The organism is Aquimarina addita, from assembly GCF_039539305.1.
Lineage (GTDB): Bacteria > Bacteroidota > Bacteroidia > Flavobacteriales > Flavobacteriaceae > Aquimarina > Aquimarina addita.
On record NZ_BAABCW010000001.1, the window covers coordinates 75,523 to 89,443 of the forward strand.

A 13,921-nucleotide genomic window follows, 5' to 3' on the forward strand; every position below is an offset into this window, starting at 1 on the left:
ATACTTATTGTTATCTTACGCCTTATTAACAATTAATTAACATTATCAAATCTAAATCGATGCCCCATAAGATTAGATCATTGACGACTTTTTTAATAGTCACTTTGTTTTTTACCTCATATAGTAAAGCACAAACATTTGATTGTCTTTCTATTGATGAAAGCAATCTTGCTAAGAAATCTTTTGAATCGTTTCAAGAAGATCTCTTCACTTATTACAAATTTAACAACGATACCATAAAAATATATCGTAAATTTTTAATGGAAATCGCAAGTTTATCCATTGACTTGAAAAAATTTCCGTCAGCAGTTTCCATACAACTTGCTCGTGATTTTAAGAATAAAGCAAGCGATAAAAAGTCAATTTGGGTGCGACTTAGTGATTATGAACAGGATGAAGCTACAAAAAAACCTTCTCCATATATCCCACCTGCCAAAGGAGAAAAAGAAGAAATATTAACATTCAATTATAGAGGAGGCTTTATACAATGCCTCAAAAACACAAACGCAAGTGAGGATTTTAAAAAGATCATACAGACCTTAGAAGATGATGCCAATGTAAGCACTTCTTTAATTGCTCAGAAACTCTTTTATATGACAGATAAGGAAATTAACACCCCTCAAGTCAAAAAATTCATAGCGTTTGACATCTATTTCTCTATTCTGATTGTCATAGAGAAAGCATTTGGATAAGATCTAACAATTATAATATTCACAACTAAACACAATATAATTTCCGTTTTCTGTAATAAATAAGTATTTAAACTGTAATTTTACATGGTTATTGATATTTATTTCTTCTATGAAAACTCAATTATTATTTTGTTTTTACATCGACCCACTTCTTATACCATTTAGCGATGTTATAAATGAAAAAAAAATATTCCAATATATAAGAAGAAGGAACACTCATAGTATTTGTATTACTAAATATCTTACTTTAAAAAAATTACAATCTCGTTTAAAAAAAACAAGAGATTTCACAATGTTTCAATCTATCTTTGAGACTAATCATTTCAAAAAAAATATTCAGATTTTTGTTAATGGTTGTTTTTGTTACTTCCAACAAAAGGCATATATAATCAATTCAGCAACCCTGAATGAATTGAATGTTGATTCATCTATTGAAAAACGAAATTATAGTAATGGCTAGAAAAAATATTCAACATCTCACCTTGGCTTCGGGAACCTCAACTATCCCAAATAAAAATAACTCTGATGTTTTCATCAGTGCAGAAGGTATTGATATAAAAAACAGCTATACTGAAGAAGATATCTCAAACATAGAACACCTTAACTTTGCAGCAGGTATTCCACCCTATTTACGGGGGCCATATACTACAATGTATGTACGTCGCCCCTGGACGATCCGTCAATATGCAGGATTCTCCACAGCGGAAGAAAGTAATGCTTTTTACCGTAGAAATCTCGAAGCCGGTCAGAAAGGATTGTCCGTTGCTTTTGATCTTGCTACACATCGCGGTTATGATAGCGATCATGAGCGGGTTTTTGGTGATGTAGGAATGGCTGGAGTTGCCATTGATACTGTAGAAGACATGAAAATTCTTTTTGATCAGATTCCTCTGGATCAAATGTCTGTATCTATGACAATGAATGGAGCTGTACTACCCGTCATGGCATTTTACATCGTAGCTGCAGAAGAACAAGGTGCTGATAAAAAAACACTTTCAGGAACCATCCAGAACGATATCCTCAAAGAGTTTATGGTACGCAATACCTATATCTACCCTCCTGCTCCTTCAATGAGAATTATCGGTGATATTTTTGAATATTGTTCTAAAAACATGCCAAAATTTAACCCAATCAGCATTTCCGGGTACCATATGCAAGAAGCAGGTGCTACCTGTGATATAGAACTGGCATATACACTCGCAGATGGAATTGAATATGTAAAAAAAGGAATTGAAGCAGGGATGGATATCGATACTTTTGCTCCTCGCTTATCTTTTTTCTGGGCGATTGGCATGAATCATTTTATGGAAATTGCCAAAATGAGAGCAGCGCGAATGCTTTGGGCAAAATTGATCAAAAAATTTAATCCCAAAAATCCAAAATCATTAATGCTACGAACCCATTGCCAAACCAGTGGCTGGAGTCTTACTGCCCAAGACCCTTTTAATAACGTAGCCAGAACATGTATTGAAGCTAGCGCAGCAGCTTTTGGAGGAACACAAAGTTTGCATACGAATGCTTTAGACGAAGCTATTGCATTACCTACTGATTTTTCCGCTAGAATTGCCAGAAATACGCAGATTTACCTACAGGAGGAAACACAAATAACTAAAACCGTAGATCCCTGGGCAGGTAGTTATTATGTAGAAAAATTAACCCATGATATTGCAGAAAAAGCTTGGGAACTCATTGAAGAAGTAGCATCACTAGGAGGAATGACTAAAGCCATTGAAGCAGGTATTCCTAAAATGAGAATTGAAGAAGCTTCTGCGCGTAAGCAAGCTAGAATTGATAGCGAACAAGACATTATTATTGGTGTTAACAAATTTGCATTAGACAAAGAAGATCCTATCGCAACCTTAAAAGTTGACAATGATGCCGTAAGAGAACAACAAATAAAGGGGCTAAATGATGTTAAAACTTCTAGAAATGAGGCTGCCGTGCAGAAAGCATTGCATAAATTAACACAAGGAGCTAAAGACGAAACTAAAAATTTGTTAGCTTTAGCAATAGAAGCTGCCAGATTGAGAGCTACATTAGGAGAAATCAGCATGGCGCTGGAAAATGTATTTGGAAGATATAAAGCAGAAATTAAATCATTTACAGGAGTGTATGCTAAGGAAATAAAAAATGACGAATCCTTTCATAAAGCCAGGGAACTCGCCAATCAATTTGCCGATCTGGAAGGTCGTAGACCAAGAATTATGATTGCTAAAATGGGGCAAGACGGGCATGATCGAGGTGCAAAAGTAATTGCAACAAGTTATGCGGATGTAGGTTTTGATGTGGATATAGGTCCTCTATTCCAGACACCTGCAGAATCAGCAAAACAAGCCATAGAAAATGATGTCCATATTGTCGGGGTATCATCACTGGCTGGCGGACACAAAGCACTTGTGCCTCAAATTATTGAAGAACTCAAAAATTATGGAAGAGAAGATATTATGGTCATCGTAGGAGGTGTAATACCACCAGATGACTATGATTACTTATTTCAAGCGGGTGCTATAGCCATTTTTGGTCCCGGAACAAAAATTAGTGAAGCGGCCATCACCATTTTAGAGATTTTGATTTCAGCATTTGAATAATTTAAAAATACTATGCAAGCATAGTATTAAAATATAAATTGTAACTTTCAGCAGAATACTGATAATGATACTTATATAAAGAATATGGATTATACTAAAAAAATGCTTCGTGATGGAGCACTTGAAGGAAAAAACATTGTCGTTACCGGAGGGGGAAGCGGTCTAGGAAAATCAATGACAAAATACTTTCTGGAACTTGGAGCAAAAGTAGCAATTACCTCGCGTAATTTAGAAAAGCTGCAGAATACAGCAAAAGAATTGGAAACAGAAACGGGAGGAACCTGTTTTCCTGTTCAGTGCGATGTACGTCATTATGACCAAGTAGAATCAATGAAAGATGCTGTAATTAAAGAATTTGGTTCTGTAGACATTTTACTCAATAATGCAGCAGGAAACTTCATTTCTCCTACAGAACGATTATCTGCTAATGCTTTTGACACGGTTATAGACATTGTTTTAAAGGGAACCAAAAACTGTACATTAGTCTTTGGGAAGCATTGGATTGACACAAAATATAAAAACACTACAGTACTTAATATAGTCACTACATATGCCTGGACAGGCTCCGCCTATGTAGTACCCAGTGCTACCGCAAAAGCTGGTGTTTTAGCAATGACCAGATCATTAGCTGTAGAATGGGCAAAGTATGGAATGCGATTTAATGCAATCGCTCCGGGACCATTCCCTACAAAGGGTGCTTGGGATCGATTACTACCTGGCGATATGAAAGAAAAGTTTGATCTTTCTAAAAAAGTACCGTTAAAACGTGTAGGAGATCATCAAGAGTTAGCCAATCTGGCTGCATATTTAGTTTCAGATTTCTCTGCATATGTAAATGGAGAAGTAGTAACCCTGGATGGTGGAGAATGGTTAAAAGGTGCCGGACAATTTAATCTTTTAGAACAAGTTCCTGAAGAAATGTGGGATATGCTAGAAGCAGCTGTACGCGCCAAACGAAATACATAAAAGATACGACTGTTATTAAAAATCCATTATCAGACATGTCTGATAATGGATTTTTAATTCATTTTCTACAGCATAACTTTTGTAAGGTTTTAGAGATTTTTGCAAAACTCATTTGTACTCATCAATAAAAATAACACTTCATAATTCATTTTAACTTGATCTATTTTGGCAAAAAAAGAAATGAACTAACCATTTTTTAATATGTTATCGGTTTTATTATAGTATAATCACCTGAATGTTGTAACACTAATCGCTTGAATTCATAAATTGTAGTAACATACGCCACGAGTCGGCACATTATAATATTCTTTAAATTTGATTTAAATAAAAAATTACAACTAGACCTGAAACAACAAGGTATATTTAATTAAACACGGATCACACTTAATTTTATGTATCAATGTTAATAATTTCATTTTTATACTGTGTAAATAGTTGTATTTTTAACACCTAAAAACAAATATCCCCCTATGGGTAAAATTATAGCAATTGCCAACCAAAAAGGAGGCGTGGGTAAGACTACAACCTCAGTTAATTTAGCCGCTTCTCTAGGAGTTTTAGAGAAAAAAGTGTTACTTATTGATGCAGATCCTCAGGCTAACGCAACATCGGGGCTTGGCTTAGATGTAGACACCATAGAGAAAGGAACTTATCAAATTTTGGAACATACTTTAAACCCAAAAGAAGCTATCCTCTCTACAAGTGCTCCTAATGTAGAGATCCTTCCTTCTCATATAGATCTTGTCGCTATAGAAATTGAATTGGTTGATAAAGATCAAAGGGAGTATATGCTAAAAAGAGCGCTTGAAAATATTAAATCAGAATATGATTATATTCTGATTGATTGTGCACCTTCTCTGGGACTTCTTACACTAAACGCTTTAACTGCTTCTGACTCTGTACTAATCCCGATTCAATGCGAATATTTTGCTTTAGAAGGACTCGGCAAATTATTAAATACTATAAAAAGCATTCAGAAAGTTCACAATAAAGAATTAGATATTGAAGGCCTTTTGTTAACAATGTATGATTCACGATTACGTTTATCGAATCAGGTAGTAGAAGAAGTACAAAAGCATTTTAATGAAATGGTTTTTAAAACAATCATTCAAAGAAATATCCGTTTAAGTGAAGCACCCAGTTATGGCGAAAGTATAATAAATTATGATGCTTCTAGTAAAGGTGCCAGCAATTACTTAAGTTTGGCACACGAAATTATAAAGAAAAATAGTTAATGATTCATGGCGAAGGCAACAAAAAAACAAGCATTAGGTAGAGGGTTATCGGCATTATTAAAAGACCCTGAAAACGACATTAAATCAGTAGAAGATAAAAATGCGGATAAAGTTGTTGGTAATATTATAGAACTGGATATCAACAGTATTGAGGTAAATCCTTTTCAACCCCGAACTAGCTTTAATGATGAAACACTACAAGAACTCGCTACATCCATTAAAGAAATAGGCGTAATCCAACCCATAACGGTTCGTAAACTAGATTTTGATAAATACCAACTTGTTAGTGGAGAAAGGAGATACAGAGCTTCTAAGCTGATAGGACTCAAAACGATTCCTGCTTACATACGTATCGCCAATGATCAGGAATCACTAACCATGGCATTGGTAGAGAATATACAACGCCAGGATTTAGATCCAATTGAGATTTCCTTATCTTATCAGCGATTGATCGATGAAATTAATTTAACCCAAGAACAATTAAGTGATCGGGTGGGTAAAAAAAGATCTACAATAGCTAATTATTTAAGACTTCTTAAATTAGACCCTATCTTGCAAACTGGTATTCGGGATGGATTCATTTCTATGGGGCATGGACGTGCTTTAGTTAATGTGGAAGATACGAAGCAACAATTAGATATTTATGAAAAAATAATTAGTAATTCGTTATCTGTTCGTAACACTGAACAATTAGTACGGTCTTTACATAATAAGGAAGAAAATTCAGTTCCTGAAAAAACTGAGAATAAAATGCCACATTATATTGCCAAAGGAATCAAAGATTTTGCAACATACTTTGGAGCAAAAATCGATGTAAAAGTGTCTGGCAATGGTCGTGGAAAATTAATTATTCCATTTTCTTCTGAAGAAGATTTTAAACGTTTAAAGAAGCTTATTAATAGTGAAGAGTAATCTCATCTATATCACCTTAATTGTGTTTTTTTCTTTTCATCAAATCTCTGCGCAAGAGGAGGACGAAGGAGAAGAATTAAAAATCGTGACAGAAGAAGTTGCTGTTAAAAAAAAGAAAAAAGAAAAAAAGTTCAAGCCTTATGAACCTTTAGCTCCTGCGCGCGCCGCGTTTTATTCAGCAATCTTACCTGGTTTGGGTCAGTTAAACAATGGCGACTACTGGAAAGTACCTATTGTGTATGCTGCACTGGGAACAACCATCTATTTTTATAGTGAAAACAGCAGAGTGTATAACAGGCTCAGAGATGTTTATAAAAAGAGAATTTCTGGCGTAGACGCTGCCGATCTTGATTTTTCGGATTTTTCTGATGATCAGTTAATAAGCCTGCAAACAAGTTTCCGAAAGGATAGAGAGGGATTTCTTTTAGGTACTGTTGCTATATATTTAGCAAATATTATTGAAGCTAATGTTGCTGCTCATTTAAGACAATATAATATATCAGAAGACCTAACATTTAAACCAAAATTAAATTTTAATGAGTTTAATGCCAGACCTAGTTATGGTGTATCATTAAACTATAGTTTTTAAAAGTTATAAGTATAACTTTTATAATTACACAACTACCAAAATATGAAAATCGCATTGCTAGGATATGGCAAAATGGGTCAAACCATAGAAAAGATAGCTATCAAAAGAGGGCATACTATTGTGCTCAAAGTAGATAAAGATGACACTAATTACGATGTATCTGTAGCTGATGTAGCTATTGATTTTAGTATTCCCGATGCCGCCGTGAATAATATTACAAATTGTTTTAACGCCGGAGTACCTGTTGTTTCAGGAACTACTGGATGGCTATCTCACTATGACCAGATGGTAGCTTTATGTAAGAAACAGAAAGGAGCGTTCATTTATGCATCCAATTATAGTCTGGGAGTGAATTTATTTTTTGAACTTAATAAGAAATTAGCTAAAATGATGAGTCCTGTAGAGGGCTATGATATCAAAACAGAAGAGATTCATCATACTCAAAAACTAGATGCGCCTAGTGGAACCGCTATCACATTGGCAGAAGGGATTATTGAAAATACGACAAAAGAATCGTGGCAATTAGATCATGGAGATGCTACTACTATTCCTATTGTTGCGAAACGAATAGGAGATGTTCCCGGAACGCATTTAATTACCTACACCTCTGATGTAGATGATATAGAAATTAAACACACAGCACACAATCGACAAGGTTTTGCTCTTGGTGCAGTTGTAGCTGCAGAATGGTTACATACAAGAACAGGAGTTTATGGGATGAAAGATGTTTTGGGCTTATAAAAAAGAACACTAACTGTACCTTGTTTATCAATAACATTACCGACATAAAAAACACATAGAATGACACTCACAGAATGGTTTATTTTTTTCATAGTAGTACAAGTACTACATTTTTTAGGCACATGGAAATTGTACGTAAAAGCAGGTAGAAAAGCCTGGGAAGCTGCAGTACCTGTTTATAATGCAGTGATATTAATGAAAATTATCAATCGATCATGGTGGTGGGTGATTCTTCTCTTTATCCCCGTCATTAATGTCATCATGCTTCCTATTATCTGGGTAGAGACTATCCGTAGTTTTGGAAAAAATACGACAACAGATACAGTCTTAGTGATTGCAACCCTAGGCTTCTATATATTCTACATAAACTATATGGTGGATGTAACCTATATTGAAGATCGCAGTTTAAAACCAAGAACTGCCGCTGGAGAATGGACAAGTTCTATTCTTTTTGCCGTAGTTGCAGCCACAATTGTACACACTTATTTTATGCAACCGTATACTATCCCTACGGGCTCTTTAGAAAGAACATTACTCATTGGTGACTTTCTGTTTGTAAGTAAGTTTCATTATGGAGCCAGAACTCCTATGACTGCTGTCTCGTTTCCTATGGTGCATGATACAATCCCAAAATTAGGAGTCAAATCTTATCTTGAAAAACCACAATATCCATATTTTAGAATTCCCGGATTTCAGAATATCAAACGTAACGATATTGTTGTCTTTAGCTGGCCAATCGATACCGTGCGCTTTTTTAGAGATCCATCAGGTATTCATGTCTATAAACCTATCGACAAGAAATCAAATTACGTGAAACGTTGCGTAGGTATTCCTGGAGATTCTTTATCTATTATAGATGGAAAAGTACATATTAACAACAAACCTTTACAACTTCCGGAAAGAGCAAGAGTACAATACTCTTATAGCTTACAAACAAAAAGTGGTTTTGACCCAAAAGCATTATATGATCGATATAAATTAATTTATGGTCGCAATATATATCCCGTAGACAATAGCGGTGGGTATCATATTCAGGAATTATCAGAAGAAAATGCCAATAAGCTTAAGAACAATCCTTTTGTTACTAGTCTTCAGCGATCTATCGCTCCAAAATCCGCAAAAAACCCTTCGATATTTCCTAATAATGGAAAAGTAAATTGGAATATAGATAATTTTGGAGCTATTTATATCCCTGAAGCTGGAAAAACCGTCAAAATGGACTTACAGAGTTTTTCTTTATACAGAAGGATTATCGAGGTATATGAAGGTTCTGAAATGGGTATTAATAACAAATTAACTGTCAATGGTACAGAAATACTTCTTAATGGAAAACCTATAGAAAATTATACCTTTAAGCAAGATTATTATTGGATGATGGGAGACAATCGCCATAATAGTGAAGATAGCCGTATGTGGGGATATGTACCCGCTAATCATGTCGTAGGAAAACCAGTGTTCATCTGGATGAGTTGGGACTCTAACGGAAAAGGGTTTAACAAAATCAGATGGGAACGCTTATTTACAACTGTAGGAGGAAGCGGAGAGCCTGTATCTTACTTATACTACTTTCTGATTGCTCTGGCAGGATGGATCGGTTTTAAACAATATAAAAAGAGAAAGAAGGCTTAAGTAAATAGATGATTTCAATCTTCTTCGTAGAATCTTTGACATAAAAAATAACGATGTTGACCCTATGGAAATTAACATCGTTATTTCAAGCTGACATTAATAAGATAAAGTTAAAAGAATTATATCCATAAAGAGCTGACTGATTTAAAAGCCGTCCAGAGTTATTCTAAAAAAACAGGTATCGATCATTAAACAACAAAAAAAGAACTCCAAAACATTGAAAACTACCCTACTCCATCCGATGTATTTTGGATCTATAGCACAGTATATAGCTATTGCCAAGTCTGATACTATCATTTTTGAAAATCAGGATACCTATCAAAAGCAAACCTATCGCAATCGTACCTATATCTACGGAGCTAATGGTAAACTATTACTTACGGTACCTATCAAGCATACAGGAAAAGACAAACGCCAACTTTATAAAGATATTAAAATCGAAAATGATTTTCAGTGGCAATTATTACATTGGAAATCCTTGGAGACTGCCTATCGTACCTCCCCTTTTTTTGAGTATTATGAAGATGATTTTGTTCCGTTATTCAAAAAAAAGAAACAATTTTTACTAGATTTTAACTATGAGTGCATGCAAGTAGTTTGGGACTGCTTACAATTAGATTTATCCTATAATAAAACAAATTCTTATCAGAAGGAAGTTACTGATAGTAACGACCTGAGAATGCTTGTCAATGCACGTAAAGAAGCACCTATAGAAATAGAAAGCTATATCCAGGTATTTACAAGCAGACATGGATTCATCCCTAACCTCTCTATACTTGATTTACTTTTTAATGAGGGAACAAATGCGCTCGCTTATTTAGAAGAGCAATCTATTTTTTAATGATTAGACCTATCATACATTATGGCTTTCATTTATTAGTTCCATTAGGTATTGCCCTTTTACTATATCCAAAAACTTGGAAAAAAACATACCTTATCTTGATAGGTGCAATGCTAATTGATTTAGATCATTTATTAGCAGAAGACATTTTTGATCCTAATCGATGTAGTATTGGATTTCATGTTTTACACAGTACATACGCTATTATAGGGTATTTTATATTACTGATCCCAAAAAAGACCAGAATTTTTGGCATTGCTTTACTATGGCATATAGGTACTGATCAACTAGACTGCTGGATGATGTGATACTTTATAAATTAGTATCATAACCTTTATTGTTCGATTTATTTGGAGTGTAGTAAGAATCCTTTTTTGATTTATAAAATTTTTAGTACCTTCAAAATGTGTATAATTAGGATTTAACCTTAAATTCATCATCCCAGATCTATGAAAAAAATTTTACTTATCATTTTTGCTATAGCCTTGTTTTCTTGTAAAAATGAAGGAGAAACAAAAGAAAAGCAAAATACCAATCAAACAAGTGTAATACCTCTAAAAAGACCTGATATCAAATCATCCATGGTTGCTAATCTTGCTGATAAATTATCTCCTGAAGAATCAAATACCCTTTTTACCAAAAGACGAAAAAAAGAATTAAGTATTGATTATCGTCATCTCGATGTCTATACATATGAGGATATAGAAGGCACTCACTATTTAGTCAATTCAAAGCATATACTCTCTGAAGAAAAAGATACTTTATATGATAAAATGAAATTGTTTGATTTACGGTATAAAGACAAACAATTTAAAAAAAGATTTACGGTTAAGGATAATATTGATTCCGCTTGGGAAACCTCTATTTGGTTATGGACGACATATTCTGAAATCGATGATTTTGATGGAGATGGTTTAACTGATCTGATCCTTGTGTATGGAACTACGGGTCAGGATATGTATGTAGATGGTAAAGTCAGAATTGTGATTTATAGCAAGAAGAAAACTACGATCAGGCATCAGAATAGTGATCTGGATGACGGAAGAATCACTAAAATAAAAGCTTCTTTTTATGTATTACCTTCTGAAATACAAGATGTAGTAAAAGAAAAAATGAGATTAATGATGGAAAACGGTCATGCTCGCTTTGCTGCCAATTGGGAAAAAGAAATGGCTAATAAATCTTATAATATCTTAGAAAAGTAAATGAACTTTATATAGTTTTTAAAATAATAACCGCTTTTTAAATCCAATTGAATACTGCTCCCTATAGAAATCAACTACGTAACATACTCAATATAGTTAGTTTAGGTATTGATAAATATGTAATAGTTATTTTTCAAAAATACTTATGGGTATTCTATTACGATCGTATTTCTTTAGTTTATTATTTTTTAAATCAATCCCTATTAATGAGGTCCAAAAATTGTCAGAATCAGGAACAAATTCATAGGATATATAGAGGCTTTCCTGCTCCCAGGATAAAGGTACCGGTACCATTTTAGAAATAGAATATTGATTAATTATAGAATCAATCGGAGCTTTATTTCTCAATAAATAAAAGTTTTCTTTTTGTTTTTTTTCATTATAATCGCCAAAAGATAAAAATGAAATTGTATCATTCTTTATAATCATCTTATAATGAGCATAGATAGTAGTAGGAGTGAAAAGATTTTTATGTATTGTTTCTCTTAAGTAGATAGAATCTTTATGAAAAGATACACCTTTCTTAAAAACAACATCATTTTTTGACATACACACGTAGTCTTTACGTTCTTCACTAACACTACTTGTTTTGTTATAAGTTGCAATAATTTGGCTCTCTATTTGGTCAGAATAATACTCATAATTCTTTCTATATAAAGTATCTAATTTTTTTTGATCCTGATCTAAAACAATAATTGTATCCAAGCCACTAACATCAAAATAGTGCTGACCTATAGTATCCTGAATTTTATACCTTTCATGATCTTCTGTTTTACTAATCAGTTCCCCGATATAGCTTTTGAGGTTTCCATGAAATTCCTTGAATGGATCAGGCGTCAAATCATTAAAAGACAATGATATATAATAATCTTCTTCCTGATACATAGGCTGCAATACTCCAATATAGACAGATTCTTCCTGCATTTCATTGACAATAATAGAATTTTGTAAACTCTTATGATCTTCAGAAATGGACTCCCTTTCTCCTGATAAAGTTATTACTACCTCCTTTGCATCTTGATTATCTTTAGTATCTTTCTTACAAGAAAAGTTAATGATCAATAATGTTAATAGCACACTTGCTAAAGATACTTTTTTAGTAATCAAAAAATTCTTAAATATCATACATCCACACTATTACTTTTAATTACCTTTTGTAACCAAAGTGCTGATTTTTTTGGAGTACGCTTCAATGTTTTAAAATCAACATAATGCAGTCCAAAACGTTTGTCATATCCGGAAGCCCACTCAAAATTATCCATAAATGACCACGCAAAATATCCTTTGAGCTTTACTCCTCCATCAATTGCTTGCTGACAAGCTTCTAAATACCCTTTATAAAAATCCAAACGTTCCTGATCATCAACTGTACCATCAATAAGTTCATCGGCGTATGCACATCCATTTTCAGTAATATAAATATCAGGTTGATCGTACCGTTTATTAATCCATTCCAGCATTTTTTTACAACCCCAGGGTACCACTGCCCAATTCATCAAAGTAAGATTCCAATCTGGGTCTAATGACAAATCGACATCCTGATCTTCTGAAATTCCTCCATTACCATATACATTCTGTTCTTTACTATTCCCATCATTATGGGCTGCATACATGGTAGTGTAATGATTGAGCCCAAAGAAATCAGAAGTACCTTTAACCATTGTCTGTTCGGCTGATGAAAACTTAGGGAGCTTTTCTCCTAGCCTTTGTTTCATTAATTCTGGGTAATCCCCTTTATAAATCGGATCTGTAAACCAAGCCAGGAAAAATTGCAAAGACCTTTCTGCTGCTTCTTTATCTTGCTCGCTATCGGTAAGCGGTTCTCTCCAATCACAATTATTCGTAATCCCGATTTGCCCTTGCTGGTGACTATATTTTTCTCTATAAACATGAACTGCTTTTGCATGTGCTAAAATTAATTGATGACCTGCCAGATATGGCTCTGAAGTAGATATTCTACCGGGCGCAAAAACCCCCTGTCCATAACCTAAGATAGCTACTACCCAAGGTTCATTAAGTGTGATCCAATGTTTGACACGATCACCAAAACGTTCAAAACACACATCGGCATAAGCAGCAAAATAATCAGCCATCTTTTCTCCTAACCAACCATCATCTTCTAATTGTAAAGCCAATGGCAAATCCCAATGATATAAAGTAACCCACGGAACAATATCTGCTTGTATTAATTCATCGATCAAGTCCGAATAAAATCGAATCCCTTCTTCATTAATGCTATCTTTTCCCGTAGGAAATATCCTTGCCCAGGCAATAGAAAATCGATACGCTTTGACACCCATTTCCTTCATCAATCGAATATCTTCTTTAAATTTATGATAATGATCACAAGCAATTGCTCCCGTTTCTCCATTATGTGTTTTACCAGGAATACTAGAAAAAGCATCCCAAATAGATGGTCCTTTACCATCTAAGTCTGCTGCACCTTCTATCTGATAAGATGAAGTTGCCGTACCCCATATAAAATCATCAGGAAATCTATTCATATCTTAAAAAATTAATAAT

Annotated in this window: 13 protein-coding genes; 11 read left to right on the plus strand and 2 right to left on the minus strand. The window is 34.0% G+C overall.

Annotated elements, in window-relative coordinates; genetic code table 11:
• Positions 1-59: 59 nt before the first annotated feature.
• From ABD816_RS00360 to ABD816_RS00410, 11 genes are all read left to right on the plus strand, one after another.
• Positions 60-692: a hypothetical protein gene (locus tag ABD816_RS00360; protein ID WP_344923725.1), complete on the plus strand. Its 633-nt coding sequence runs from the start codon at positions 60-62 to the stop codon at positions 690-692.
• Between the two features lie 452 nt (positions 693-1,144).
• Positions 1,145-3,280: a methylmalonyl-CoA mutase gene (scpA, locus tag ABD816_RS00365; RefSeq protein ID WP_344923727.1), complete on the plus strand. Its 2,136-nt coding sequence runs from the start codon at positions 1,145-1,147 to the stop codon at positions 3,278-3,280.
• An 84-nt stretch (positions 3,281-3,364) separates the two neighbouring features.
• The gene (locus ABD816_RS00370) at positions 3,365-4,246 is read left to right on the plus strand and encodes an SDR family oxidoreductase (protein ID WP_344923729.1); all 882 of its coding nucleotides are present in this window, start codon (positions 3,365-3,367) and stop codon (positions 4,244-4,246) included.
• 470 nt (positions 4,247-4,716) lie between these two features.
• Positions 4,717-5,481 (plus strand): ParA family protein, encoded by a 765-nt coding sequence (locus ABD816_RS00375; protein ID WP_344923731.1) that lies wholly within the window; start codon positions 4,717-4,719, stop codon positions 5,479-5,481.
• 6 nt (positions 5,482-5,487) lie between these two features.
• Positions 5,488-6,393, plus strand: coding sequence for a ParB/RepB/Spo0J family partition protein (locus tag ABD816_RS00380; RefSeq protein WP_344923732.1), 906 nt, complete (start codon positions 5,488-5,490; stop codon positions 6,391-6,393).
• On the plus strand, positions 6,383-6,982 hold the full coding sequence (locus tag ABD816_RS00385) for a DUF5683 domain-containing protein (RefSeq protein ID WP_344923734.1): 600 nt from the start codon (positions 6,383-6,385) through the stop codon (positions 6,980-6,982). The genes ABD816_RS00380 and ABD816_RS00385 overlap by 11 nt, the downstream gene beginning before the upstream one ends.
• 42 nt (positions 6,983-7,024) lie before the next feature.
• The gene (dapB, locus tag ABD816_RS00390; protein WP_344923735.1) at positions 7,025-7,723 is read left to right on the plus strand and encodes a 4-hydroxy-tetrahydrodipicolinate reductase; all 699 of its coding nucleotides are present in this window, start codon (positions 7,025-7,027) and stop codon (positions 7,721-7,723) included.
• 60 nt (positions 7,724-7,783) lie between these two features.
• Positions 7,784-9,352 (plus strand): signal peptidase I, encoded by a 1,569-nt coding sequence (gene lepB, locus ABD816_RS00395; RefSeq protein ID WP_344923737.1) that lies wholly within the window; start codon positions 7,784-7,786, stop codon positions 9,350-9,352.
• Positions 9,353-9,569: 217 nt separating this feature from the next.
• Positions 9,570-10,193, plus strand: a complete 624-nt coding sequence (locus ABD816_RS00400) for a WbqC family protein (RefSeq protein WP_344923739.1) — start codon at positions 9,570-9,572, stop codon at positions 10,191-10,193.
• Positions 10,193-10,501, plus strand: coding sequence for a DUF6122 family protein (locus ABD816_RS00405; RefSeq protein ID WP_344923741.1), 309 nt, complete (start codon positions 10,193-10,195; stop codon positions 10,499-10,501). The genes ABD816_RS00400 and ABD816_RS00405 overlap by 1 nt, the downstream gene beginning before the upstream one ends.
• A gap of 141 nt (positions 10,502-10,642) precedes the next feature.
• Complete coding sequence (locus ABD816_RS00410; RefSeq protein ID WP_344923743.1) at positions 10,643-11,398, plus strand: M949_RS01915 family surface polysaccharide biosynthesis protein; 756 nt, start codon at positions 10,643-10,645, stop codon at positions 11,396-11,398.
• A 126-nt stretch (positions 11,399-11,524) separates the two neighbouring features.
• Here ABD816_RS00410 and ABD816_RS00415 read toward each other — a convergent pair whose 3' ends face one another.
• Both ABD816_RS00415 and ABD816_RS00420 read right to left on the minus strand, forming a co-directional pair.
• The gene (locus ABD816_RS00415) at positions 11,525-12,523 is read right to left on the minus strand and encodes a hypothetical protein (RefSeq protein ID WP_344923744.1); all 999 of its coding nucleotides are present in this window, start codon (positions 12,521-12,523) and stop codon (positions 11,525-11,527) included.
• Entirely contained in the window at positions 12,520-13,902 is a 1,383-nt protein-coding gene (locus ABD816_RS00420) for a GH1 family beta-glucosidase (protein WP_344923746.1), read from the minus strand. The genes ABD816_RS00415 and ABD816_RS00420 overlap by 4 nt, the downstream gene beginning before the upstream one ends.
• Between the last annotated feature and the right edge of the window lie 19 nt (positions 13,903-13,921).